25 protein-coding genes and 1 pseudogene are annotated in these 24,539 nt (G+C 70.0%); 8 read left to right on the top strand and 18 right to left on the bottom strand.

Annotated elements, in window-relative coordinates:
• Positions 1 to 6 precede the first annotated feature (6 nt).
• The 3 genes from AC07EJ_RS21620 to AC07EJ_RS21610 form a co-directional block, all read right to left on the bottom strand.
• Positions 7 to 900 carry a hypothetical protein gene (locus tag AC07EJ_RS21620; protein ID WP_478884737.1) on the bottom strand — a complete coding sequence of 298 codons (894 nt, stop codon included), beginning with the start codon at positions 898 to 900 and terminating at the stop codon, positions 7 to 9.
• Entirely contained in the window at positions 897 to 2,312 is a 1,416-nt protein-coding gene (locus AC07EJ_RS21615; protein WP_478884736.1) for a phenylacetate--CoA ligase family protein, read from the bottom strand. The genes AC07EJ_RS21620 and AC07EJ_RS21615 overlap by 4 nt, the downstream gene beginning before the upstream one ends.
• 107 nt (positions 2,313 to 2,419) lie before the next feature.
• Positions 2,420 to 2,569, bottom strand: a complete 150-nt coding sequence (locus tag AC07EJ_RS21610; RefSeq protein WP_165914302.1) for a hypothetical protein — start codon at positions 2,567 to 2,569, stop codon at positions 2,420 to 2,422.
• On the opposite strand from AC07EJ_RS21610, the pseudogene AC07EJ_RS21605 reads away from it, so the two are divergent.
• Both AC07EJ_RS21605 and AC07EJ_RS21600 read left to right on the top strand, forming a co-directional pair.
• Positions 2,562 to 3,626 (top strand): annotated as a pseudogene (locus AC07EJ_RS21605) (TIGR03619 family F420-dependent LLM class oxidoreductase). The gene AC07EJ_RS21610 and the pseudogene AC07EJ_RS21605 overlap by 8 nt on opposite strands.
• A gap of 97 nt (positions 3,627 to 3,723) precedes the next feature.
• Positions 3,724 to 4,032 (top strand): zinc ribbon domain-containing protein, encoded by a 309-nt coding sequence (locus AC07EJ_RS21600; RefSeq protein ID WP_362902818.1) that lies wholly within the window; start codon positions 3,724 to 3,726, stop codon positions 4,030 to 4,032.
• Positions 4,033 to 4,036: 4 nt separating this feature from the next.
• On the opposite strand, the gene AC07EJ_RS21595 is transcribed toward AC07EJ_RS21600, so the two are convergent.
• From AC07EJ_RS21595 to AC07EJ_RS21570, 6 genes are all read right to left on the bottom strand, one after another.
• The gene (locus AC07EJ_RS21595; RefSeq protein WP_389482390.1) at positions 4,037 to 4,603 is read right to left on the bottom strand and encodes a 2'-5' RNA ligase family protein; all 567 of its coding nucleotides are present in this window, start codon (positions 4,601 to 4,603) and stop codon (positions 4,037 to 4,039) included.
• Positions 4,604 to 4,647: 44 nt separating this feature from the next.
• Complete coding sequence (locus tag AC07EJ_RS21590) at positions 4,648 to 5,283, bottom strand: LAETG motif-containing sortase-dependent surface protein (protein ID WP_389482392.1); 636 nt, start codon at positions 5,281 to 5,283, stop codon at positions 4,648 to 4,650.
• 108 nt (positions 5,284 to 5,391) lie between these two features.
• Complete coding sequence (locus tag AC07EJ_RS21585) at positions 5,392 to 6,597, bottom strand: Gfo/Idh/MocA family protein (protein WP_478884735.1); 1,206 nt, start codon at positions 6,595 to 6,597, stop codon at positions 5,392 to 5,394.
• A 97-nt stretch (positions 6,598 to 6,694) separates the two neighbouring features.
• Positions 6,695 to 8,038 (bottom strand): ABC transporter substrate-binding protein, encoded by a 1,344-nt coding sequence (locus AC07EJ_RS21580; RefSeq protein WP_389482396.1) that lies wholly within the window; start codon positions 8,036 to 8,038, stop codon positions 6,695 to 6,697.
• Between the two features lie 15 nt (positions 8,039 to 8,053).
• Positions 8,054 to 8,971 carry a carbohydrate ABC transporter permease gene (locus AC07EJ_RS21575; RefSeq protein ID WP_389482398.1) on the bottom strand — a complete coding sequence of 306 codons (918 nt, stop codon included), beginning with the start codon at positions 8,969 to 8,971 and terminating at the stop codon, positions 8,054 to 8,056.
• Positions 8,972 to 8,999: 28 nt separating this feature from the next.
• Positions 9,000 to 9,971, bottom strand: coding sequence for a carbohydrate ABC transporter permease (locus AC07EJ_RS21570; protein ID WP_478884734.1), 972 nt, complete (start codon positions 9,969 to 9,971; stop codon positions 9,000 to 9,002).
• A 232-nt stretch (positions 9,972 to 10,203) separates the two neighbouring features.
• On the opposite strand from AC07EJ_RS21570, the gene AC07EJ_RS21565 reads away from it, so the two are divergent.
• The 3 genes from AC07EJ_RS21565 to pspAB all read left to right on the top strand — a co-directional run bounded on the left by AC07EJ_RS21565 (position 10,204) and on the right by pspAB (position 13,093).
• Positions 10,204 to 11,358 (top strand): ROK family protein, encoded by a 1,155-nt coding sequence (locus AC07EJ_RS21565; RefSeq protein WP_478884733.1) that lies wholly within the window; start codon positions 10,204 to 10,206, stop codon positions 11,356 to 11,358.
• Between the two features lie 206 nt (positions 11,359 to 11,564).
• On the top strand, positions 11,565 to 12,491 hold the full coding sequence (gene htpX, locus AC07EJ_RS21560; RefSeq protein WP_389482405.1) for a zinc metalloprotease HtpX: 927 nt from the start codon (positions 11,565 to 11,567) through the stop codon (positions 12,489 to 12,491).
• Positions 12,492 to 12,508: 17 nt separating this feature from the next.
• Positions 12,509 to 13,093 (top strand): PspA-associated protein PspAB, encoded by a 585-nt coding sequence (gene pspAB / locus AC07EJ_RS21555; RefSeq protein WP_389482407.1) that lies wholly within the window; start codon positions 12,509 to 12,511, stop codon positions 13,091 to 13,093.
• Between the two features lies 1 nt (position 13,094).
• Here pspAB and AC07EJ_RS21550 read toward each other — a convergent pair whose 3' ends face one another.
• From AC07EJ_RS21550 to AC07EJ_RS21530, 5 genes are all read right to left on the bottom strand, one after another.
• Positions 13,095 to 13,814 carry an HAD family hydrolase gene (locus tag AC07EJ_RS21550; RefSeq protein WP_389482409.1) on the bottom strand — a complete coding sequence of 240 codons (720 nt, stop codon included), beginning with the start codon at positions 13,812 to 13,814 and terminating at the stop codon, positions 13,095 to 13,097.
• A gap of 48 nt (positions 13,815 to 13,862) precedes the next feature.
• Positions 13,863 to 14,660 carry a family 1 encapsulin nanocompartment shell protein gene (locus tag AC07EJ_RS21545; protein ID WP_389482411.1) on the bottom strand — a complete coding sequence of 266 codons (798 nt, stop codon included), beginning with the start codon at positions 14,658 to 14,660 and terminating at the stop codon, positions 13,863 to 13,865.
• Positions 14,657 to 15,697, bottom strand: a complete 1,041-nt coding sequence (locus AC07EJ_RS21540) for a Dyp-type peroxidase (protein ID WP_478884732.1) — start codon at positions 15,695 to 15,697, stop codon at positions 14,657 to 14,659. The genes AC07EJ_RS21545 and AC07EJ_RS21540 overlap by 4 nt, the downstream gene beginning before the upstream one ends.
• A 74-nt stretch (positions 15,698 to 15,771) precedes the next feature.
• Positions 15,772 to 16,260, bottom strand: a complete 489-nt coding sequence (locus AC07EJ_RS21535; RefSeq protein ID WP_389482614.1) for a DUF5709 domain-containing protein — start codon at positions 16,258 to 16,260, stop codon at positions 15,772 to 15,774.
• Between the two features lie 591 nt (positions 16,261 to 16,851).
• A complete protein-coding gene (locus tag AC07EJ_RS21530; RefSeq protein ID WP_478884731.1) occupies positions 16,852 to 17,994 on the bottom strand; it encodes a hypothetical protein in 1,143 nt (380 codons plus the stop codon).
• Between the two features lie 306 nt (positions 17,995 to 18,300).
• Here AC07EJ_RS21530 and AC07EJ_RS21525 point away from each other — a divergent pair, with 306 nt between their 5' ends.
• Positions 18,301 to 18,519 (top strand): hypothetical protein, encoded by a 219-nt coding sequence (locus AC07EJ_RS21525; RefSeq protein WP_100594626.1) that lies wholly within the window; start codon positions 18,301 to 18,303, stop codon positions 18,517 to 18,519.
• 96 nt (positions 18,520 to 18,615) lie between these two features.
• Here AC07EJ_RS21525 and AC07EJ_RS21520 read toward each other — a convergent pair whose 3' ends face one another.
• Positions 18,616 to 19,551, bottom strand: coding sequence for an SDR family oxidoreductase (locus AC07EJ_RS21520; RefSeq protein ID WP_389482419.1), 936 nt, complete (start codon positions 19,549 to 19,551; stop codon positions 18,616 to 18,618).
• Positions 19,552 to 19,799: 248 nt separating this feature from the next.
• Here AC07EJ_RS21520 and AC07EJ_RS21515 point away from each other — a divergent pair, with 248 nt between their 5' ends.
• Positions 19,800 to 20,255, top strand: a complete 456-nt coding sequence (locus tag AC07EJ_RS21515; protein WP_389482421.1) for a pyridoxamine 5'-phosphate oxidase family protein — start codon at positions 19,800 to 19,802, stop codon at positions 20,253 to 20,255.
• Between the two features lie 140 nt (positions 20,256 to 20,395).
• Here AC07EJ_RS21515 and AC07EJ_RS21510 read toward each other — a convergent pair whose 3' ends face one another.
• Together AC07EJ_RS21510 and AC07EJ_RS21505 are read right to left on the bottom strand one after the other, a co-directional pair.
• Complete coding sequence (locus AC07EJ_RS21510; RefSeq protein ID WP_478884730.1) at positions 20,396 to 22,006, bottom strand: MDR family MFS transporter; 1,611 nt, start codon at positions 22,004 to 22,006, stop codon at positions 20,396 to 20,398.
• Positions 22,007 to 22,190: 184 nt separating this feature from the next.
• Positions 22,191 to 22,865 carry a TetR/AcrR family transcriptional regulator gene (locus AC07EJ_RS21505; protein WP_393581800.1) on the bottom strand — a complete coding sequence of 225 codons (675 nt, stop codon included), beginning with the start codon at positions 22,863 to 22,865 and terminating at the stop codon, positions 22,191 to 22,193.
• Between the two features lie 198 nt (positions 22,866 to 23,063).
• Here AC07EJ_RS21505 and AC07EJ_RS21500 point away from each other — a divergent pair, with 198 nt between their 5' ends.
• Positions 23,064 to 23,633, top strand: a complete 570-nt coding sequence (locus AC07EJ_RS21500; RefSeq protein WP_478884729.1) for a DUF4232 domain-containing protein — start codon at positions 23,064 to 23,066, stop codon at positions 23,631 to 23,633.
• 97 nt (positions 23,634 to 23,730) lie between these two features.
• Here AC07EJ_RS21500 and AC07EJ_RS21495 read toward each other — a convergent pair whose 3' ends face one another.
• Complete coding sequence (locus tag AC07EJ_RS21495) at positions 23,731 to 24,453, bottom strand: PP2C family protein-serine/threonine phosphatase (RefSeq protein WP_389482430.1); 723 nt, start codon at positions 24,451 to 24,453, stop codon at positions 23,731 to 23,733.
• Between the last annotated feature and the right edge of the window lie 86 nt (positions 24,454 to 24,539).

Raw genomic sequence — 24,539 nt, 5'->3', positions numbered from 1 at the left:
GGTGCTCTACGCGGCCACGGAGGCCGGCACTGGAGCGGGCGGGCGGACGTCCGCCATGCGGCGCTCCGGGCCACATCGCCGCAGCACCAGATGACCGACGAACGCGGCGGGCCCGAAGAAGATCTGCGCGGGCACGATCTCGGGAAGATGCCCGGTGAGCGCCTCGACCGTGACCGGTGCGAGGGTCGGCAGCAGCGCACCGAACACGGCGACGAGGCCGAGCGCGGTGGCGAGACCGGAGCGCCCGTAGGCCTTGTACGCGACGGTGCTGTAGAGGGCGTACACGAGGAGGTCACCCATGCCGAGCACCGCGCCGAGGTCTCCGACCCGCAGGCCCGCGGAAGGCGCGAAGGCATAGCCCTGCACGGCGTCGAAGAGCCGCTGCGTGATGGGCACGGCCGTGGCGAAGAACAGGTCGTACGCGGCGAGGGCGAGCGCGAACCGGGCGACGTGCCGCAGACGCAGACCGCCCTGGGCATTGAGATTGGCGGCGCCGACCGCCATCAGCATGATCACGGTGCTGTTGATCAGCCAGTACGGGAGCGCATGGGTCGGGTCGTGTTCGGCGGTGCGCGCGGCGAACCAGTCGGCCGCGAGGAGCGCGGCGATGAGGAGCCACCGGAGCCGGGCGCTTCGGACCACGGGCCCGTAGGCGACGGCGAGGCCGCCCGCCAGGGTGAGGCCGAGCACGGGCGGCAGGAGCGCGCCGGGCAGGGCCAGATAGAGGAACGGCAGGGCGATGACGAAGCCCATCATGATGACCATGTCGTTGCCGTTGAAGGCTCCGACTGCCGGCCGCGGGAGGGTGACGAGCCGGAAATACGCGACGCCGGCGAGCGAGACGCCCAGGGCGATGCCCAGCGTGACGAGGGTGAAGAACACGGACTGTGCGGCGGTCACGAGGCCCTCCCGGCGAAGCTGTGCTCGACCAAGTCGCAGCGGTACCGCCGCAGTTGGTGCCCCTCGGCGTCGGTGAGGGCGACGGTCGCGTCGATGCCAGCCGCGGCGAGGCGGCCGGCGATGTCGGCCGGGCTGTTGTCCGCGGCGCACGAGGCGGCGAGTTCGAGCCGTAGCCGGCCGTCGGTGACATCGGTCCGGTAGCGCATGGGCCACCGGGCGCCCGGCAGCGCGTCGAGGACCTCGATGATGTCGCGCGGCATCACGGCCCCGGCGCGGGTGCTCAGCACGTGGTCCGCCTTGCCGAGAATGTGCGAGGTGGCCGGGACGTTCGCCATCTCGCAGGTGAGGGGCGCGTCGGGCAGGCGCCGCACGAGATCGCGGGTGTCGTAGCGGAAGAGCGGCATGCACTCCCGGTACGGGTAGAACGGGGTCGCGACGATGGTGCCGAGCGCACCGGGCTCGGCCGGCTCACCGGTCTCCAGGTCGCACACCTCGACGAGGCCGATCCCGGCGTCGATGTGCAGATGCCGCTGCGCGCAGATCGCGCCCGCGACCGGAGTCACCTCGGTCATGCCGTAGCCGTCGTGGACCGGGGCGCCGAAGGTCTCCTCGGCGGCCGAGGCCAGGGCCGGCGACAGGACTTCGCTTCCCACGTTGATGCGCCGCAGCCGGAAGTCGGCGGGACCGAGGCCCCGTTCACGCGCGAGGATGACCAACTGGCCCAGGTAGCTCGGGTAGGTGGCCATCAGGGTCGGGGCGGGGGCGTCGGTGCCGACGGTGAGGTCGAGGGTCTCGGCGGGGGGCACCAGGCCGACCATGCGGATCGCGGCCCCGGCCATGCGGGCCACCTGCATCTCCGCGTACGCGGTGCCGGTGGCGCGGGAGCTGACGTTGAACTGGACGAGGTCCGTAGTGCGTACATTGCCGCGCAGGACCTGCGAGAGAGCGACCAGAGCAGGCCACAGCCGCTCCTCGTATCGGGAGTACCAGACCTCGGCGGGGCGGCCCGTCGTGCCGGTGGTGCGCGAGGCGAGGAACGGCTCACCGCACAGAAAGTCGCGGGACCGCTTGACGAGGTCCGTCTTCGTGGTGACAGGGACGCGGCCCATGGTCTCGATGGTCAGCGTGGCGGGGTCGACGCCCGCGGCCTCGAAGTGCTCGGCGTAGAAGGGTGACTTGTCGGCCAGGCGCCTGGCGGTGCGGCGCAGGGCCTTGTTCGTCAGGTCGGCGCGCAGTTGCGGGTCGGCGGCCGCACCCCGCAGGAGTTGCTCGACATCCTCTCCCGGCGAGCCGAACTCGGCGATCGTCGCCAGGGCGTCCTCGACCAGCCGCTCGGCGGAGCGTACGTCGATGGGGCGGCCGAGCACCATCGCCAACGCCATTCGGAACTGCCGGATCCCCGCGTCGAACATGGTTCCTCCCCCGCCTCCGACACATCGCGCACCGTGAACCGTGCCCCCCCCTGAAACGCGGCAGAGAAACGGGGCGGGCGGCCGTCGCCGCCCGCCCCGTCGCCGCGTCAGCTGGGGCAGTTGGTGAAGAGCACCGCCGCCAGCGAACCCATGACGTACTTGGTGTGCTTGAGCGTGGAAACGATCGCGGACATTCGTAAACCCCCTCCATCGTTCGGATGACCTTCACCGGCTGGTGAAAGCACAACGATGCTCATTGCGGCAAACTCTCCTGTCAAGGACACGTCCAGCGATCCATTGTTCGCACCGAAACATGCAATCGGGCGAGATCGTCCCGCGTCCGGTCGCTCCCGCGCTCACGCGATGAGTTCCGGGCCCGCTCACGGTCATACACGGAGCAGCACCCCCGACAGAGGAGAGCTCCCGATGAACACCCCCCGTATCGGCTTCGGTCTGCCGAGCTTCGGACCGTACGCAGGGCCCGAGGCCATCGCCGACGTGGCGCGGGCCGCCGAGCGTTTCGGCTTCGACAGCGTGTCCCTGTCCGAGCGGCTGCTGCTCCCCGCCGGACCCGACTGGCACAACGAGGCACGGCTGCCCGAGTCGTACGTGTGGGACCCGCTGGAGACGCTCACCTGGGCCGCGGCGCACACGAGCCGGATCAGGCTGGCGACGGGAATCGTCAACGCGCTGTTCCAGCCGCCGCTGATCCTTGCCCGGCGGCTCGCCACCCTCGACCGGCTCTCCGGCGGGCGGCTCGACGTCGGGATCGGCCAGGGCTGGCTGCCGGAGGAGTTCACGGCCACGGGGGTGCCGACCGGCCGTCGGGGCGCGGGCTTCGAGGAACACATCGCCGCGATGCGGGCCTGCTGGGGCCCGGACCCGGTGCGGTAGGAGGGGAAGTTCTACCGGATCCCGCCGGCGACCGTCGGGCCGAAGCCGGTGAACGGCCCGCTCCCCCTGGTGATCGGTGCGGGCGCGCGTTCCGCGGTGGAACGGGCGGCCCGGCTCGGCGCGGGATTCGTCACCGTGGTGTTCCCGCAGGACTGGGACACCGCCCGTACACAGATCGGCTGGTACCGGGAAGCCGGCGGCGCCGGTCCGGTGGTGATCCGGATCCTCGCGGTCTCCCAGGACACTCCCGACCCGGTGGCCACGCTGGTCGACGGCGCACGTGAACAACGGAAGCGGTGCGTGGAGCTGGGCGCGGACGAGATCCAGTGGGGCGACCTCAATCTGGCGGAGGTACCCGTCGAGGACCAGGTGGTGGCGATGGAGGCGATGGCCACGGCCCTGGACCTCGACGCCTCCTGAGGGCCACTGCGCCCGGCCGGCCTCGGTGTGCTCCCTCTACGATGGCGGGACACCGCCGCTCATGTGCCGGCGGGTCGCCGGTCGGGAGGGGCCACCAATGATCATTTTCGGTACGCGGGGATATCTGTACCAGCTCGCCATGCTCACGTTCGTCTGTGGCAACTGCGGCAATCCCGCGGCGCACGCGCTGCGCAAGTACGTCACGAAGTTCACGCTGTTCTTCGTGCCGCTGTTCCCCATCTCGAGCAAGTACCGCTCGCAGTGCACGTTCTGCGGGATCGAGCACCACCTCGCCAAGGAGCAGGCGGAGGCGCTGCTCGCGCAGGCCGCCGCGCCCGCCGGTTACCCGGCCCAGGGTCAGCAGCAGCCGGGCCAGCCGCTCGGCCAGAACCCGTACCAGCAGTAGTCGTTCAGGGGCTGGCGGCGAACGGCGCCGTGAGGCGCAGCCGCCAGTCCCGGTCGGTACGGACCACCAGATCGACCCGCCAGGCCGCCACGCGCAGCGGAAGCAGCGGCCGCACCCGGTCCCGCACGAGCTCCGCCTCCTCGTCCGTGGCCCCCGTCGCCAGCGTGACATGCGGCTCGGGACGCTCCCCGAACCGGCCGCCGTACGGCGCGATGTGCGGCCAGCGTGCGCAGAACGCATCGGCCACGGCCTGCAGCGCGGGCACGGGCACGGCGACGAAGCGCGGTGCCACCACGAAGTCCTTCAGATCCGTCTCGACCGCGGGCAGTGACGACGCGAGGTCGCGCACCTCGGCGTCGACGTCCGCCGTCAGCTCCGCCGCGGGCAGGAACGGGTAGAGCAGCGAGACATGGGCGGGCAGGCCCTTTCTCACCAGCGCGGGGTTGACCTCCGCCGCCGCTTCGAGCAGCGGGTTCGCCATGGGCAGAGTGATGACCAGAGCGCTCCGGTCCTCCGGGGCGTGCCCCTCGCCGACGGCCGTCATGGCCACCTCACCTCCGTGCTCGGACATGCGTGTGGGGGCGGACCAGGAACGGCCCGCCCCCACACATGTTCTCAGCCCTGAGCGGCGCTACGGCGCTTGCGCGTCGCCCACACGAGGCCACCACCCGCGACGATCACCACGGCGGCCGCCCCGGCGATGAGCGGCGTGGCGCTGGACGAGCCCGTCTCGGCGAGGTCGCCCGAGTCGGCGCTCGGCTTGGACGAGGGCACCGCGGCAGCGGAGCTCGTCGCCGTGCTGGGCTTGTCGCTCGGCGTGGGAGTCGCCGTGTCGGCGGGCTTCGACGGCGTCGGCGTCGGCTTCGGCGTGTCCGACGGCTTGGGCGTGCTGCCCTCGCACACCGGGGCCGTCTTCTCCTCGTCGCGCGAGTACTGGTCGCCGTCACTGGCCTTAACGACCAGGCGGACCGTGAGCTCCTTGCTGTGCTCAGGCAGGTCCAGCTTCTTGTGGAAGTCGTTCTGGAACGTCTCGGTGGGCAGGAGGTCCTTGCCGTCCACCGTGACGTTCACCGTGTTCTCGGACCGCGACCCGTAGTTGGTCAGGTCGAGGCTGACCTGCGAGCAGGTCACCTCCCACACGGGGGTGTGCGCCTGCGCCGGGCTCGCGAAGAGCCCCACGCCGAACGCACCTGCCGTGGCGGCCGCTATGAGAGCGCCCGATGCCCGCCACGTCTTCTTGTTCTCAGCCACAGAATTTTCCTCCGCGATGTGTTTCGCCCCGTGTGACAGTGCGCGCACCCTACTCCTGGCGCACCGGAGGCTCACAACCGCCTCCCCCTTATCTCTCGTCCCTCTGCTTCAGAGGGAGTTGGGAGCGTCCCCGAAGTCCGGGATGTCCAGGCGTGCACCCCCGCGAAGGGCCGACGCGTGGGCGACGATGCCGGGCAGGGTGTAGCGGGCGGCGACCCAGGCGTTCACCGACGGCAGGGTCCTCGTGGCGACGGCGGTGACGAAGTCGTCGACGAGGAAGTGGTGGCTTCCCTCGTGGCCGTTGGGCATGTGGTCGAACTCGCGGGGCAGCCGGGCGCGGTCGTGCACGGGCGCCGATCCTGAGGTGAACGCGTCCCGGAGGGCGGGCGCGATGTGCTGGAGCGAGGGGTCGTCGGCCGGCAGGGTCGGCTTGGGCTGGAGGAGCTCCGAGATGTCCTGCACGCCCTTCTTGTCCTGCCAGAAGCTGACCGTGGCCAGCTGCTCCATGCTGGCGTCGGTACCGAAGAACCGGAACCGCGATTCGCGGATGTGCGAGGGATAGCCGACCCTGCGGAACTCGTTCGTACGGAACGAGCCGCCGCCCGCGACCTCGAAGAGCGCCGTCGCGTTCGACAGGTCGTTGCCGAACTGGCTGACTTCCTTGTCGAAGACCCCGTCACCGTGCTCGTCGGGCACACCGATCGCGGAGACGCTCACGGCGTGGGTCTGCCAGGCGCCGAGCACGCCGCCGACGGAGTGCGTCGGGTAGAGCAGGGGCGGATAGCTGGCGGTGGCCTTCCAGTTGTCGCCGCCGCTGTACCGGTAGGCGTCGTAGAAGCCGAGGTCCATGTCGTGGACGTAGTCGCCCTCGGCGTAGAAGAGCCGTCCGAAGGCGCCGTCCGCGATCTGGTTGCGAGCGTGCACGGTCGCCGGGTTGTACTGGCTGGTCTCACCCATCATGTACGTAAGGCCCGTGTCGCGCACGGCGTCGATGATGGCGGCGATCTCGTCCTCGGTGATCGCCATCGGCACCGCCGAGTACACGTGCTTCCCGGCGCGCAGCGCCTTCAGGACGAGCGGGCCGTGGGTCCAGCGCTGGGTGAAGACCGCGACGGCGTCGATCGTGTCGGACTCCAGCATGGCGTCGAACGAGGGGAAGGTGCCGGTGAGCCGCTGGGCGGCGACGAGCTGTTCGGCGCGCTCCGGCAGCAGGTCCGTGACGTGGATGTCGCCGACACCGGGGTGGGCGCGGAACAGTTTGGCGAACTGCCCGGAGAACTGCCCGGCGCCGACGATGCCGATGGAGAACGTCATGAGGATCCCTTCACAGACTGAACTTCACTGAACTTCACTGAACGTCAAAGAACTTCACGGAACTGCACTGCTGCACACTCCTCCACTTCCCTGAACTTCACTGGGAGAGCAGGAGGTTGATCTGGTTGTTGGTGCGGTCGAGGCCGCCGACGGGCGCGTCGTTGGCGTAGATGTCCTGCATGGCGGGCCGCATCAACGCGTACACGTCCGCCGCGTAGTTGGTGATCGGGAAGGAGAAGGTCGTCTTGTCGGCGACCGGCTTGGTGAACGCCGTGACGTCGATGCCGTCCTTCTTGTACGCGGCCACGGCCGCCGCCGTGCCGTCCTTGGTCGCCGGGAACACGATCCCGTGCTCGCCGACCGTCCGCTGGCAGGCGTGGGAGGCGAGGTAGGCCACCCACTTCTCGGCGCCCGGCTTGTTGCGCGCGTTCTTGGTGATGGAGTCCGCGAGGCCGTTCATCATGGTGGCGCGCTTGCCGCTGGGGCCGACGGGAGTGACGGCGGTACCCGCCTGGATGCCCTTGAACCCGTAGTACGTCTTGATCATCCACGAGCCGTTGAGCGAGGTCGCCGCCGTGCCCGAACCGAACTGCACATCGGGTCCGTTGGTCTGGGAGAAGTCCTTCTGGGGCGGGAGGTAGCCCTTCTTGGCCAGGCCGAAGTACCAGTCGATCGCGGCCTTGAACCTCTTGTCGTCGTAGTTGTAGTGGGTGCCCCAGGCCGGCTGGTCGGTGTAGCGCCAGCCCATGGACGCGGCGAACGCGCTCCACTGGGTCTGGCCGTCGCCGTCTCCCGCGTCGTTCGTGGCGAGGCCGTAGACCTTGACGTGGTTCTTGTCGAAGCCCTTCTCGTCGCCGCGCACTCCGTTCCTGTCGACGGTCAGGTGCGCGATGGCCTTCTCGAAGGTGCCGCCGTCCTCGGGGTTCCAGGTGAGGTTGTTGAGCTGGCCGGCGGTCAGTCCGGCCTCGCGCGCCATCTTCTTGTTGTAGAAGAGGGCGACGGTGTCCCAGTCCTTCGGGGCGCCGTAGCGGTGCCCGTCCTGGCCGACCCAGGAGGCGGCGAGCCCGGGCTGGTAGTCCGCGTCCTTGATGCTCCTCGTGTGCGGGAGCCTGTCGAGGGGCGCGAGCACCTCCAGGTCGGCGAACTGGGCGAACTTCTGGATGTGGTCGGTGAACACGTCGGGCTGGGTACCGGCGATGAAGCTCGCGGTGAGTTTGGTCCAGTAGTCGTTCCACCCCATCTGTGTGATCTGTACGTCGAGGCCCGGGTTCTCCTTCTCGAAGTCCTTGGCGCAGGCCTCGTACGCGGGCAGCTGGTTGGAGTCCCACAGCCAGTAGGTCACGGTGTGCGCGGCGGAGCCGGAGGACGATCCCGCCGAACAGCCGGACACCAGTGAGAGGGCGAGCGCCCCCGCGAGGGCGGTGAAGGCACGCAGTCGCATCAGGTTCCTGCCTCTCTACTTGATCCCGCTGAAGCCGATGGAGTTGACGATGCGCCGCGCGAAGCAGCCGAAGAGCACGAGCATCGGGAGCGCGGCCACGAGCGTCGCCGCCATCAGGCCCGACCAGTCGGTGCCGCTCTGCGGGGTCTGCGCGCGGAAGATGCTCAGCGCGACGGTGAGCACGCGTGAGCTGTCGCTGTACGACACCATCAGCGGCCAGAAGTAGTCGTTCCAGGCGGTGATGTACGTCAGGACGCCGAGCGTGATGACGGGGGTCGACGCCATCGGCAGCAGCACCCGGAAGAAGATCCGCACCTTGCCGGCGCCGTCGAGCAGCGCGGCCTCCTCGACCTCTCGGGGCAGGTTCATGAAGAACTGCCGCAGGAAGAACACCGCGAAGGGCGTCATGAACAGGCTGGGCAGGGCGATCCCGAGCAGGGTGTCGACCAGGCCGAGCTGTTTGATCAGGACGAAGTTCGGCAGGAGGGTGAAGATGGTCGGCACCATGAGCCCGGCGAGGAACAGGCCGAACATCCGGTCCCTGCCGCGCCAGCGCAGCCGGGCGAAGGCGTACGCGGCCATGGCGGAGAACAGGAGCTGGCAGACGGTGATCAGGGTCGAGACGACCACGGAGTTCAGCAGATAGCGCCAGAAGTCGATCGACCCGCCCGCGCCGCCCTGGGCAAGCGCCTCCTTCGTGCTCTGCTGCCCGAAGACCCGGGCGAAGCCGCCGCCTGTCAGGCCGGTGGGCAGCGGGGACGAAGGGTCGGCGGTGAGCGCGGCGTTGGAGGACAGGGCGGTGCGCAGGATCCAGTAGAACGGCACCAGGGTGATGACGACGATCGCGGTCATCGCGGCCCAGGCGAGGGCGCGTCCGGGCGAGATCCTGCGCCGGGCGCGGGTGCGGGGCGCTGTGGTGGTCACGGCGGCCATGGCGATGGCTCCTTTCTCTCGCTCGTCGCTAGCCGAGGTCGGTGTGTCCGGCGCGGGTGAGCCGGTACTGGATGACGGTGATCACGCTGAGGACGACCAGGAGGGCCACGGACATGGCGGAGGCGTAGCCGAACTGGAAGCGGCCGAACGCGGAGCCGTAGATGTACAGCTGGAGGACGTTCGAGGCGTTGGCGGGCCCGCCGTTCGTCGTCACGGCGACGGAGTCGAAAACCTGGAACGAGCCGATGACGGTCATGATCAGGACGACCGCGAGCACCGGGCGCAGCAGTGGCAGCGTCACGCGCCAGAACATCCGCCACTCGCTCGCACCGTCGACCTTCGCCGCCTCGTACACGTCGGAGGGGATGGTCTGGAGCCCCGCGAACAGGAGCAGCGCGGTGTAGCCGACGTGGCGCCACACGTTGATCAGCGCGATGGTCGGGATCGCCCAGGTCTCGTCGGTCAGGAAGGGGATGTGGTCGAAGCCGAGCCCGCCGATGACGCGGTTGCCGATGCCCAGCTGGGTGTCGAGCATCCACAGCCAGACGATGCCGGCGACGACGTTCGACACGAGGTAGGGCGTCAGGACGATGCCTCGTAGCAGCGCCGACTTCGTCAGCCGCTGCATCAGGACGGCGATGGTGAGCGCCGCGACGGTCTGGATGCCGATGTTGATGACCACGTACTCGACGGTGACCTTCAACGACCCCCAGAAAATGGGGTCGTTGACCATGCGCACGTAGTTGTCGAGGCCGACCCACTCGGCGGGCGTGAGCAGGTTGAAGCGGGTGAAGCTCAGATAGATCCCGCGCAGCGTGGGCCAGAGCAGGAAGACCAGGAAGCCGAGCAGCGCCGGGGCGATGAACACCGCCGCGAGGGCGCCGTCCCCGCCGCTTCCTCCACCGTCCCGCTCCCTGATCCGGTCCTTGGTCTTCTTGTTCGCTGCTTCGGCACCAGGCAGCCGCACTCGGGTGGGTGGGCTGCTTGAGGCGACAGTCATCTGAGACTCCCTCGTCCGCGACTCGTCCTCGCGCCGATTACTTTTGACGCGAAACAATCAGCGCGTCAAGAGGCGTGCAGCGACCTCCATGACCTCCTTCAGGCGCCGCTCCCACAGGATCGAGCCTTGACATTGATTCCGCCCCGGAATAATTCTTTGCGACAGGCCGCGACGGGCTGTGACAGGCTCAGGTCCGCACCCCACCCCCTTCGACAACCAGCGCGAGGAGCCCATGAGCGCACGTACCGCGAGCTGGCTGCCCCTGAGCCCCGGTGAACGCGCGGTCGCGATCGAGGTGTTGACGCACGGCCCGCTGTCCCGCAGCGAGATCGCCAAGCGGCTGAGCCTGTCCGCCGGCAGCCTCACCCGTCTGACGAAGCCGCTCATCGAGTCCGGCCTGCTGGTCGAGGACTCCACGACGGCGGCCTCACTGCGCCAGGGACGCCCCTCGCAGCCGCTCGACATCGTCGCCGGGTCACAGAATTTCGCCGGGTTCAAGATCACGGCGGACGCGGTCTACGGCGTGGTCACCACTCTCAGGAGCGAGATCGTCGCCCGCCGCTCCGAGCCCCTGGACACGCACGACCCGGAGGAGATCGCGGACCTCCTGCATCGGATGACCACGGGCTTCCAGGAGAGCTTCCCGCGCCTCGCCGGAATCGGCATCGGCGTGGGCGGCAAGGTCAGACACCGGGCGACCGTCGTCGCGAACGCGTTCCTCGGCTGGGAGGAAGTACCGCTCGCCGAGATGATCGAGGAGCGCACGGGACTGCCCGTCGTCGTCGACAGCGACGTGGCGGCGCTGATCGAGGCCGAGGCCTGGTTCGGAGCGGGCCGCGGCCTCGACCGGTTCGCGGTCCTCACCATCGGGGCGGGCATCGGCTACGGTCTCGTGCTCGGCGGACGCCTGGTCCGCACCGGCGAGGACGGCCACGGCGTCGGCAAGCGCTGGATCATCAACGCCAACGGCCCGCTCACCCCGAACGGCGAACGGGGCAGCGCCATGGCTCTGTTGACCATCCCCAGCATCTGCTACCAGGTCCGCGCGGCCACCGGCCGGGACGTGACGTACGAGGAGATCCTGGCCGGCGCCGAGTCCGGCGACCCGCTCTGCTCACGCGTGATCGGCGAGGCGGCCCGGGCCCTGGGCACCCTGGTCGCGCAGATCGCCAACTTCGCGATGCCGGAGAAGATCCTGCTGGCGGGCGAGGGGGTGGGCCTCGCCGACGTCGCGGGCGGCGTGGTCCGCGAGGCGATCCTCGCCAACCGCCACCCCATGGCGGACCCCGTCCTGCTGGAGACAAAGGTCTCCGACTTCCACGAGTGGGCCCGCGGCGCCGCGGTCCTGGCCATCCAGGTACTGGTATTGGGGACGAACGAGGGGTGAGGGGGCGCCCTGACGGGGGCGGGCGTCTCGTCGCGGCCGAGCAGGACGACCGAGGCGGGCTCACGAGGAACTGACGGGCTCCGTGCGCTACTGGTCGGAAGAGCCCCGGTTAGTGGCATCGTGGAAGGTGAGCGCACCGCCGGTCCCGCTCCGCGCGAGCGGCCCGTACGGCGGCGCGTCGCTGCGGAACGAAGGCGGTGACGGCTGTGGCAACCACTCTGAAGGCCGGAGGGAGCCGGTTCAAGGCCGACCGGCAGCTGACCGCACGCATGCTGGTCACCGTGTTCCTGCTGGGCCTGCTGTACGTGGCCTTCGTCGGCGCGCTCCTCGTCCTGCTCAAGTCGACGCTCCTGGTCGTCGTGATCGCCGCGGGACTCCTCGGGTCGCAGTATTGGTTCTCCGACCGGATCGCCCTGTACGCCATGCACGGCCGGATCGTGACCCGTGAGGAGCAGCCCCAGCTGCACGGCGTGATCGACCGGCTGTGCGCGACCGCCGACATGCCGAAACCGCAGGTGGCCCTCGCCGGCACCGATCTGCCGAACGCCTTCGCCACCGGCCGCAACGCCAATCACGCCGTGATCTGCGTGACCACGGGTCTGCTGCACCGTCTGGAGCCCGACGAGCTGGAGGGCGTCCTCGCGCACGAGCTGTCCCACGTGGCGCACCGCGACGTCGCCGTGATCACCGTGGCCTCGTTCCTCGGCGTGATCGCCGGCATCGTCGTGCGCTTCGCGTTCTACTCCGAGCTGCTCGGCGGCCGCCGCAGGACCGACCAGAACACGCTGGTCGTCCTCGCCGTGGTGGTGGGCGTCTCGGCCGCCGTCTACGCGATCAGCTTCGTCCTCATCCGGGCGCTCTCCCGGTACCGGGAGCTGGCCGCCGACCGGGCCGCGGCGCTGCTCACCGGCCGGCCGTCGGCACTGGCGTCCGCCCTGACCAAGCTCGACGGGGACATCGCCCGCATCCCGAACAAGGACCTGCGGACGGCCCGCGCGTTCAATGCGTTCTACTTCATCCCCGCGCTGTCGAGGAACGCCCCGCTCCCCCGGCTCTTCTCCACGCACCCCTCGCTCGAACAGCGCCTCGACCAGCTGGCGGCGATCTCCGCCGACCTCGGCCGCCCGGCCTGAGCCCCGAAGGGATCCACATGGGTTTCCTGGACATCCTGCTCGGGCGCACGAGGCCCGCCCCACCGGACCTCGACCGGCTCTTCGGCCTGCCGTCGGCGGCGGTCACGCTGGAGGCTGCCGCCGGGTTCACGCCGACGGGCCTCGGCTCGGTGTGCTTCACGTCGGTCGAGGGGACGGCCTTCGACACGATCCGTCAGGACGTAGGGGCGCTCTTGAACGCCGACGCCGAACGGGGCGACGCGGCGGAGTTCAGCCGGGACGAATACGGCTACACGTGGCTGCTCTCCCGACGCGCCCCCTCGGACCTCCCGGCGCTGGTCGGCGATCTGCACGCGGTGAACGCCACGCTCGAAGGCAACGGCTTCGGCCCTCAGCTCCTGTGCTCCCTGGCCGGCTTCCGCAACGCGGAGGGCCGCTCACTGGCGCTCGTGTACCTCTACAAGCGGGGCACGTTCTACCCCTTCGCCCCTCTCCCCGGAGAGAAGCGCGACAACGCCCTCGAACTGCGCGTACGTGCGGTGGTCGGAGACGACCTCCGCATCGAGCCGGACCTCGAACGCTGGTTCCCGGTGTGGGGCGCGCCCGGACTGGGACGGACGTGACCTAGCCCGCGGCGACAAGCCGGAGCACGGCGTCGAGCCCGCGACGGGCCCCGGGGGTCGCCCCGGCCGGCAGGACGTAGGCGCGCAGCCCCGCGGCGACGGCCCCGCCGTCCTTGGCCGGGTGGTCGCCCACCATCAGGGCCTCGGCGGGCGAGACGCCGAGTTCGTCGCAGGCCAGCTGGAAGAGCACCGGATCCGGCTTCTCGGTGACGTGCTCATAGGAGTGCACCCAGCTGGAGAAGAAACCGTCGAGCCCGTGCCGCGCGAAGGTCGCTCGCAGATCCCAGCCGACGTCACTGACGACGCCCAACAGAATCCCCTCGTCGACAAGCCGGGCAAGGATCGCTTCGACGTCGGCGTACGGCACCCAGTGTTCGGGCTCGCGCAGTTGCTCGTACAGCACGTCTGCGACCGGGGCCAGCTCTGGAGCCGACGCGTACCAGGTGGTGAAGGCATGCCGGTGGGCCTTCGCGGACACGTCCCTGCCGAGCTGCGCGGCGACCACGTCCGGGTCGGTGAGGCCGGCTTCGAGTCCATCGAGGATGCCGTCCATGACCAGCTCATCGACGGGCCCCAGCACGGCCCTGATCCTGTCGGCGTAGGTGCCGATCTGGAAGAGGGTGCCGGAGAAGTCGAAGAGAACGGCGCGCACGGGCAGCTCGGACGCAGCGGGTCCGGCGCGCAGAGGCCCTTCGGGCCCGCAAACGGTAGGTCGACTCATCCGATCTTCCTAGCCGCCCCCGCACACCGAGTCAACAGACCCCGGTCGTCACGCCCGCAGAGCCACAACGGCCTCATCCGTGTACATCAGGAACGTCAGCGTCTCCTGGAAGTACAGCTCGACGCCGCTCGCGTCGTGGGAGGTGTAACCGATCGAAAGATCCTGGCCGATGCGGAGTTCGTAGTCGCCGCCACGGGTGGTCAGGACGAAGGCGCCGTTGATCGCGGGTGCCCAGATCAGTTCGCCGTCCAGGAGGCGGGCGATGTGGCCGGACACGGGGAACCCGTGGTCGGTGGTCTCGCTGACCGCCGTGTACGCCTCGGCGCCGAGCAGCAGCGAGTACGGGCCGCCGACGCCGGCGAGGCGCAGGGCGCTGAGGGCCCTGCTGATGGTGTCGGGGTAGTCGCGGGGTTCGGCGGGCAGGCTCAGAACCGGGTTGGACGTCCGCTCACGGACACCCTGGATCTGCGCCGCGGCGTAGCCGTCGAAGATCGCCTGGTCCTCGGCGAAAGCCATGGTGCGGGCCGCGTCCTTGACCGGCTGCCAGTCGGAGTCGTTGGAGCCGCGTGCGACGTCGTCCACGGCCTCGCGGCTGACGGTGAAGGGGACGCGCAGTTCGACGAGAGGCTGGGCCTCGCGCAGCCGCGCCATGACTCCCGGGGCGGGAGGAGTGACGGACCGCAGGTGCCCGGTGCCGACGGCCGCGAGTTCGAGCCCGTCGGGTCCGGTGACGTCGAGGACGCGGCGTCCCGCGACATGGCGCTGGAAGGTGCGGCCGGCCTCTTGTTCGATCTCCGCCCAGGCGGCTTCGCTGATGGGGGCGAGTTCGCGGTGCAGGTTGTTCATGACGCGGGGGCTCCTTTGAGGCCGCCGATGCCCAGCGAACCGTCGGGCGGGGCGACGACGGGCTGCGGTGACGCGGCGGGGGCGGGAAGTTCGCGTGCTGCGTCCCGGAGAGCGGGCGGGTCCGGCAGGTTGTCGAGGAATTCTGCGCTGGGGACGAAGAACAGGTTTCCGGTGACGGCGGTGGAGAAGTCGAGGATCCGGTCGGTATTGCCGGGCGGGCTGCCGATGAACATGTTCTCGAGCATCTGCTCGGTGACCTCCGGGGTCCGCGCGTACCCGATGAAGTACGTCCCGAACTCGCCGCGCCCGAGCGTCCCGAACGGCATGTTCTGACGGACGATCTTCCGTTCCTCGCCGTCCTCGGTGATGGTGTTGAGGGCGACGTGGGAGTTGGCAGGCTTGGTCTCGTCGGACATCTCGATGTTGTCCGCCTTGGAGCGGCCGATGACCTTCTCCTGCTCCTCCGTCGACAGTGCGTTCCAGGCAGTCATGTCATGCAGGTACTTCTGCACCACGACGTAACTGCCGCCGGCGAACGGGGCGTCCTCATCGCCGATGAACACGGCAGAGCGCGCCGCGTCACCGGTCGGATTCTCGCTCCCGTCGACGAACCCGAGCAGGTCCCGGTCGTCGAAGTAGTTGAAGCCGTGCACCTCGTCCACAACGGTCACGGCGTCGCCGAGCTGTCCGACGATGTGGCCGGCCAGCTCGAAACAGAGGTCCATGCGCCGAGCCCGCACATGAAAAAGGAGATCCCCCGCAGTGGCGACGGCCCGGTGCCGATCGCCGTTCAGCTCACGAAAGGGATGCAGCCCCGCAGGCCGTGGCCCGTCGAACAACCGATCCCAGACAAGAGAACCGATCCCGACGGTGCACGACAGGAACGAGTCCGGGGAGCGGAACGAGACCGAGCGCAGCAGCCCGTTCAGGTTGCTGAGCTCGTCGCGGACGCGGAGTTCGGCGCCGGGTGCCGTGGTCACGACGAGGAAGAGGGCCGCTGTCGAGTGCGGCGCCATGACAGGCTGCGTTTGCGTCACTGACTCTCCCGCAGGGGTGCAATGCAGTCGGCTGACTTCCGTCACCCTAAGCCGGGCTCACCTCTCCCGCACGGTCAGTCGGTGACCCGCCGCGGATCACGCCCTCTGCGGACGTCCTCCACCAGGTGCATGGCGGCCTCCTCGGCGGATGCGGCCGCACCGTCGATCCCGACGTCCTCGGCGAACAGCTCGCTCTCGTCGTCCCTGCGGACGCCTTCGCCGGGTGCCACGAGCCGACCCGAGCGCGTGTCTCCCACCTCGTCGTCGAGCGGTTCGCCGTCGGTGTCCCAGGTGTCGCCGATGCCGTCGTCGTCGGGCACGGCCAGGTCAGGGATCTCCTCGGACAGGCGCTCGTCGAGCGTCTCGCCGAGCCGCTGCTCGGTGCAGGTGACTCCGGTGTGCTCCACCCCCCAGGGCCGCTCGGGCGGCGAATAGCCCTGGTCGAGCGGATCGGTGACGCCGCCGCCGAGCAGGGTGTCCTCCTGATCGAGGAGCCCCTCGTCGTCCTGGACCTCGGACCCGTCGGGCTGGTAGACGTCGTCTCCCCGCCCTTGATCGTCGATGTCCACGTCGCCTCCTTCAGCGGTGGCCTCTGCCTCCATTGTGGGCGGCGAGGGGGCGGCGCGTCCTGCGGAAGGATGCCGAACAACGAAAGTGCCCCGACCGTGACGGGGGATCACGGCCGGGGCGGTCCTGGTGGCGGCGGATGGCGGTCGCCTCGCGGCGGGGGCTCCACAAGGCTTCAGCCGAACGATCGTCCTTGCAGGCAAATGAGATGAGGCCCGGGGACACAGTTCCATCCGCGTCCACGCCTAATTTAACGACGGACCACCCAAGGGAATTCCCCAGCCCCCAAGTCCGCCCTATGAACTACGCCACGGTCACAAAAGCGCCGCCCCAGGCACGAAACACGGCCCACCGGCTGGGCCCCACCGGACCGTCGGCCGCGTACGAGACAGGAGGGGCCGTGGGGGCATGCGCGCGCGGAGCCACCAGCACCACGTACAGGCAATTCGGCTGGGCAGCGGGAACCCGTAGAACAGTGAGCACGTACATGCCCCCACGGCCCCGCACCCAAAAACGCACCCGAGCACCGCCCACGATCCGGCACCCGACAACACACCCGAGCCCACCACCACCCCACCACCCCACCGTCAGGGCGTGACCAGCACATTCTCCAGCGCCGAGAGACGCCGGCCGATCGCATCGAGCGCGCCGGGCCGCCGACCGGGAACCGCACGCCGCAATCGCGTAAGAGACGCCGCGAGCGCACGGGCCTGCGCCGGATCGGCAAGCTGCTCCCACTGATGATGAGCGCGGTCCGCCGCAGCCTCGACGTCCTCCTCGCCCGATGCCTGCCCGCGCGCGAGCCGGGCCTCGGCGGCAGCCGTCCACAGTTCGCAACTGCGGCCTGGATCCTGCGCGAGCCGGGCAAGATCCGCACGCACCTCGAGCCAGTGGAGCGCCTCGGGCGACCCCACACCGTGAGTACGCAGAGCGGTGCTCTCCCCCATGGCGGCGATGGCCGCTGCCTCACCGTGCCGCCCGGACTGCGCTGCCGCAAGGATCGCGGGGTGCGGATCGGCATCAGGGCGAGGCCCGACGACTGGATCAGCCGCCTCCGGAGCGACCGGCGGCACAGCCGGCCTGGCAGCCGTCGGCACATGCCCCGGCCCACCATCGGCCACGAGGAACACCGCATCGCCGGGACCGGCCTCCCCAGCCGCCTGAGCATGAAGATGCGCAAGCGACGGACGGTGCCCGTTGCGCCATATCGACGCGTAGGTCTTGAGATAACCAGGCACCGCAAGAGAACGGCGCGGAGGAGGCGGCGATACCCGCCCGAACAAGCGAACCCCAGGCCCCACACCGAAACCCCCGCCCCGCACCTGCTCCCAAGCCTCGCCATCGGCCACCAGATCGAGGACCACCGTGGTGGTCTCGGGCCGCCGCAGCGCGAGTTCGCCGGTGAGCCAGTGCCAGGGCAGAGCGGTGTAGCGCAGGGTCGACGGAGTCGTACGGGCCAGGGCGAGATGCAGCAGGCGCTGGCGGTGATCCAGATGGAGCTGCCCGGTCACGTACAGGGCGAGAGGCCCGGCCGCGGCGGCCGCCGTACGGATGCGGGTGAGGACGGTCTGGGGGTCGACGGGGTCGGCGAGTTCGACGACGGTCGCGGCGGCGGTGCCGGTCAGGGCACTGGGTGGTACGGCCGCGAGAGCGGGCAGTACGGAAGTCGCGTCGATGAGGCAGCTCTTGTTCGCCGGGGCGGCCGCAAGGAGCAGCGCGGCCCCGGTCACTGTCTGTTCCCCGTTGTCCTGCTGAGTGATCACCACTACAGCACCGTAACTGGCCCTTCTGTGGCACGGGTGACCGGTAGCAGGGGCTCGACTGGTGCTCATACAGGGCGATTTGGGTTGAATCAGGAAGTGGCTGCCGCACGCGCACGGGTTCCGCCATTGTTGGCGGAACGAGAAAGAGAACGAGAAAGAGAACGAGGAAGAGCCACCCCCCGCAGCCGGCCGCGGTGAACGCAAACGCCACGCGTCCAGCGCCGGCGCCCCGTCCGGGTGCGGAGCCGTTTCACGTCACGGAAGCTGAGGACTATGGACGAACCCGAAGGATTTCCCCCCGTCGTCGTGCATGCCACCCAGCCCGGCGGCCGCCGTGTGACGATCCGCGGCGAGGACGCCGGGCTGGCCACCGGGCAGGAGGACGTGCTCGAATTCCTGCGGCGCGCGGGCCTGGAGGACGCGCGGCTGGACGACCCCGAGCTGGTCGAGTGGCGGGGCGGCGGTACGCAGGTGTGGCCGGCGCAGATCTAGAACCAGCACAGAGCGGATCCGGAACCAGCACAGATCTGAAAGCCGCCGCCCGCACCGCGCACGCCCCCGCACCACGCCGCACTACACCACAAGGCGTCAGCGGTAAGAGCTCGTGTCGGCCGGCTTGCCAGGATCCTGTACCTCGACGAGATAGCGCCAGGCGTCGGGCCGGCTCCCGTCGACGTCGGTGAACCCGTACACCTGGGCAAGTGCTCCGCTGGAGGTCGACCGACCGTTCCAGCGGGCCACTTCGGGGTCGGCGGCGAGCGCGGCGACGGCCCGGCCGACGTAGAACGGGGTCTCGGAGATGCCGAAGTGCGGCTGCCGCTCCAGGGCGTCACGCCAGTTGTCCTCGGTGACGCCGTAGTGGCCGAGCATGATCTCCGAGCGGAGCCAGCCCGGGGTGAGGGCGAGGGCTGTCGCGCCGCGCGGGCCCAGCTCCTGCCCGAGGGCGAAGCCCATCCGCAGGACGGAGCTCTTGGCGAGGTCGTAGAAGAACGAGACGCGGTAGTTGTCGCGGTTGTACTCGGCCGTGCCGTCGGTCACCTCGACCACGAGACCGCCGGGGTTGCGCAGCATGAGCGGCAGTGCGTGGTGGCTGGTGATGGCGTGCGTCTCGACGGCGAGGCGGAGGAGCCGAAGTCCGTCGTCGAGGTCGTGCTCCCAGACGGGGGTGTCCCAGGCGAAGAGGTTCTCGCCGCCCCAGATGTCGTTGACCAGAACATCCAGCCGGCCCTGTTCGGCGGCGATGCGGTCGACGAGGGCCTTGACCTGGGCGGGCTCCAGGTGGTCGGTGGGCACGGCGATACCGCGCCCGCCGGCCGCGGTCACCAGGTCGGCCGTGTCCTCGATGGTCTCCGGCCGGTCGTACTCGGAGCGCCGGTCGCGGGTGGTGCGCCCGGTCACGTACACCGTGGCGCCGGCCGCGCCGAGTTCCACGGCGATGCCCCGTCCCGCGCCGCGGGTCGCACCCGCCACGAGGGCGACCTTGCCGTCCAGCCGGGGACTTCCGGTCCCGGGTTCCTGCGTCATGAAGCCGTCTCCTTGCTGCTGCTGGACGGGGCCGCCGTGCCACGCCCTGGGCTTCGAGCATGACCCGAAATCCGGACAACGAATGTCGCCATTCATGAGCGGATGACGACGACGATGACCAAGACGAGAAGAACGAAGAACGAAGTGCGAAGAACGGAACACGGTTCTCGCCCATCGGTCACATTCCAGGGCCGGCCCGTGTCATAACAGTGACCAGGGAACCCGCACGATGTGACAGGGAGACACCGATGCCACCCGCCCGGACCACGAAGCAGCGCAAGCAGGACACCCTCGACCGGCTCGAACGGGACGAAGACGTCTGGGTGGCCACGGCCGACAGGGAGGATGCGACGCCGTATCTCGTACCGCTGTCGTTCCGGTGGGACGGTTCGACGCTGCTGCTCGCCACCCCTGCGGCCAGCCCGACCGGACGCAATCTGCGGACCACGGGGCGGGCCCGGCTCGGCGTCGGCCCGACGCGGGACGTCGTCATGATCGAGGGCACGGTACAGACGCTGACGGCCGCCGGACTCCCGGACGACGTCGGTAACGCGTTCGCGGAGAAGACCGGGTTCGACCCGCGCCGGCAGACGTCGGAGTACCTCTACTTCCGGGTCACGCCGCAGCGGGTCCAGGCCTGGCGCGAGGCGAACGAGCTGGCGGGCAGGGAGCTGATGCGCGAGGGCGAATGGATCGCAGACTGAACTGCCCGCACCGGCCCACGAGTTGAGCCCACCGAAACGACCGCACGACCGAAGCCCGACAACGCGGAATACGGAACGCGGAACGCGCCCGCCGAAGAGATCTCCGACGGGCGCGTCCAGGGCCACACACTCACGCCGGCTCAGCCGGCGGCGGCAGGCTCCAGCTCCTTCTCCTCGCCGCCCGGCCGCGACGTCTCGTTCTCGGCGTGCCAGTCCTCGTTGTCGGCGAGCGGCTTCTCCTTCAGGACGAAGGCGAGAACGAGGCCGACCGCGAAAACGGGCACCAGGTACAGGAAAATCGGCACGAGTGCCTCCTGGTACGAGGAGACGACGGTGGCGCGCAGGTCGCCCGGCAGGACCCGTACGAGGGCGGGCGTCAGCGAGTCGCTGTCGCCGACCTTCGACGCGGCGTCCGCGGGCAGGCGCGAGGCGAGCTGGTCGGTGAGGCGACTGGCGAAGACCGCGCCGACGACGGCGGTGCCCAGGGTCGCGCCGATCTCCCGGAAGAAGTTGTTCGCGGAGGTGGCGGTACCGACCTCCGCGCCCGGGAAGTCGTTCTGCACGGCGAGTACGAGGGTCTGCATCATCAGGCCGACACCCGCACCCGCGAGACCGACGTACAGGCAGACCAGCCAGACCGGGTCGCTCACGTCGAGGCGGGACATCAGGAAGGCGACGAGCATGATGATGACCGTGCCGACGATCGGATAGATCTTGTAGCGGCCGGTCTTGCTCATGATGGCGCCGGACGGCAGGGCCGTGGCCATGATGCCGACGACCATCGGGATCAGCAGCAGCCCCGACTCGGTGGCGGTCTTGCCGTAGACCATCTGGAGATACGTGGGCATGTAGCCGACGATCGCGAACATGCCGAGGCCGATCACGATCATGCCGAGCAGCGTGGCGACGTTGAAGATCGGGCTGCGGAAGAGGTGCAGCGGGATGACCGGCTCGGCGGCCCGCTTCTCGGCGACGAAGAACAGCACCCAGGCGACGACCGCGCCGATGCCGAGCCCGACGACCAGCGGGTCGGACCACTCGTACTGCGTGCCGCCCCAGCTGGCGAACAGCACGGTGCAGGTGACGGCCGCGGCCATGAGGGCGGTGCCGAGGTAGTCGAGGGTGACCTTGACGGCCTTGCGCGGCAGCTTGATCGCGACGGCCGCGACGAAGAAGGCGAGGATGCCGAGCGGCAGGTTGACCCAGAACGCCCAGCGCCACGAGTGCTCGTCGGTGAACCAGCCGCCGAGCAGCGGCCCGACGACCGAGGAGAGACCGAACACGGCGCCCATGGGGGCCATGTACTTGGCGCGTTCCCGGGGCGGTACGAGGTCGGCGATGATCGCCTGCGAGGTGATCATGAGGCCGCCGCCGCCCAGGCCCTGGAGGGCGCGGCCGGCGACGAGCGTGCCCATGTTCTGGGCGAGCCCGCAGACCACGGAGCCGACCAGGAAGAGCGCGATGCCCGCGAGGAAGATGTTCTTGCGGCCCATGAGGTCGCCGAGCTTGCCGTAGACCGGCATGCCGATGGTGGCGGCGAGGATGTACGCGGTGGTGATCCACGCCATGTGCTCGATGCCGTTGAGCTCGCCGACGATGGTCGGCAGGGCGGTGCTGACGATGGTCTGGTCGAGCGCGCCGAGCAGCATCGTCAGCATCAGCGCGCCGAAGATCAGCCCGAAGTTGTGCGGCTTGGCTATGCCGTCCTCAGGGGCGGGATCGGTGCCCGCCGGTGCGGGGGCGTGGGTCATGCTCAGGTCTCCGTACGTGAAGGGATGGGATGCGCGGCGCGCGAGCGGTCGCCGCCCGAGGAGTCCGGGGAGTGCTCGGGGAATGCTCGGGGCTGGGGTGGGGGGTCTCGTGGGGGCCTGCGCGGGGAGCGCTCGCACCGGCGCCGTGGGGGCGGCTGCCGGGTCGCGCTTCGGGAGCCGCGCCTCAGGCCTCCGGTTCGGTGGTGGCGTGTGGGGAGTGCGCCGGTGAGAGGAGGCCGCGCAGGGCGGTGAAGGAGTCGCGCACCGAGGCCGCGGGACCGTCGGGGTGCTGCTTGTCGCGGGCCCATCGCATGAGGCCGTTGCGTACGGCGGTCATGGCGATCCCCGCGAGCAGGGCGACGGTCTGCCCGTCGGGGGCGGCTCCGGTGCGGCGGGCGATGGCGCCGGCGAGGTCCCGTTCGAGCGCGTCGCACTCGGCGAGGAACGCGCCGAGCGCCGAGGGCACCTTCTCGACGATGGCGAAGACGTCCTCGAACGCTCCGGCGCCGGGCGCCATCTCGTCCACGTGCGCGGCGAACACGTCGCCGAGGTCCCGCAGCACGGAGTCCGGGTCCCGGCCGGGCGCGGAGACGAACTGCTCCGCCTCGGCCTCCGTCAGACCGCCGGGCCAGGCGAAGAGCGCTGTCTCCTTGGTGCGGAAGTAGTTGAAGAAGGTCCGCGGGGAGACGCCGGCCTCCTTGCTGATCATCTCGACCGTGACGTGTTCGAGGCCGTGCTCACGGGCCAGGCGGACCGTGGCGGCGTGCAGTTCGGCCCGGGTCTGGCGCCGTCGCCGGGCGCGCAGCCCCTCGGCCGGCGCCTGCTCGCGGACCGCCGACGTCGCGGTGCCTGATGTCATCACGCGGAAGATTCTTGCACACACTGCAATCTTTGCGTGCACTGCACCTACGGGCCTACGCCCCTTCCTGGCTTACGGATCTGCGGTTATGGCAGGGATCCGGGCGGTGACGTGGGCAGAGTCATTCATCCGAGATACGCTCCTTAGGCATTGTTTCGGGTGAATTGCGAAAGCCACGTTTGCCGGGAGACCAGACTGATGCTCACTCGCACCGTCCTTGCCGCCTCCGCCACCGCGCTGCTGGTGTCCGCCACCGGCGTGTCCGCCTCCGCCGCGCCGGCCGACGCCCGCCCCAAGAACCCGGCCGCCGCACCGGCCGCCGCCCTCAAGCCCTGCGCGGAGAACGCGCTGACGCTGCGGGCGACTGCGTCGGGCCAGGACCACGTCCTGCGGCTGAGCGTCAAGAACCACTCCTCGCAGGCCTGCCTCGTGGACCGCGTCCCGCTGGTCACGTACGGCGATCTGGACGGGGCGGCCGTTCCGTTCCCGCTCTCCGGCAGCGCCGCGTACAAGCTGGATGCGGGCAAGACGGCCCACGCCGTCGTGCGATCCCTGTCCGCGAGCGGTGACAAGGACGCCCGGTCGGTCGGCTACGTCATGGTGTCGACGAACCCGGAACACCACGGCCGGAAATTCACCGCCGCCGCGCTCGCCGCGCCGGGCGGGCTGCGCGTCTGGGAGCCGGTGACGACCCTGTGGCAGCCGACGCGGGCTCTGGCGGACGAGGTCCTGGCCGAGTCCGACGGCGCGGGGATCCTGAAGGTGTGACTCCTCCCGCCCCAACACGGAGCGTCGGCGAGTGACGACAACGCCGCGAGGTGCGGTGCCAGACCCCGCGAGCCCGGCGTGACCCAAACGAAAGGCCCTAGGCCGCGACCCGCACCGCAAGGAGCGAGGCGTCGTCCTGGAGCCGGCCCTCCGCATGGCGGAGGAGGTCGGCGACGAGGGCGTCGGTGAAATCGTCGAGGGCCGTGTTCTCCAAGGCGGCGGCCCGCTCCGCCAGCGGGTAGAACGCTCCGCGCGCGTCCCTGGCCTCGCTCACTCCGTCCGTGTAGAGCAGCATGGATTCCCAGGCGGTGGCCGGCACCGGCTGGGCGGCGCACCAGCCGGAGTGCAGGTCGAGCAGGCCGAGCGGCGGCGCGGGCGCGGGGACCGCCGCGTGGACGGCGGCGCCGTCGCGCAGCAGGACGGGCGGCGGGTGTCCGCAGCAGACCAATTGGGCGGATCCGTCGGGTTCGACGCTGAGCAGAGTGGCCGTGACGAAGCGGTCGGGTTCGTCCGAGCGCGCGATCAGCGAGTGCAGCCGTACGGCGATTGCCTCCAACCGCGCCTCACAGGAGGCGAGATCGCGCCAGGCGCGTAAGACGCTGTCCGCGGTGCGGGCGAGGGCGCGACCCTTGCCCATGACATCACCCATCAACAGGCGTGTGCCGTAGGGGGATTCGAGGGCGCCGTACATGTCGCCACCGGCTCCCGCGGGGCTTCTCTCCACCGGCGCGACGGCGGCGTTCGCCAGGTGCCGGGCACTGACACGCAGCGTGCCGACCCGCTCGGGGAGAGGAGAGACCGGTTGGGAACGGGCAGCCATGCAGGGACCTTCCGGGGTGCGGCCGGACGTACTGCCCGACGTGTCGCGCCGCGCAAGTGTAGCCAGTCGCACGCGACCGGTAACCG

This window comes from Streptomyces sp. NPDC045026 (assembly GCF_056432625.1).
Note: the sequence above shows the minus strand (reverse complement) of the source record. Positions and strands in the feature narration are given on the sequence as shown.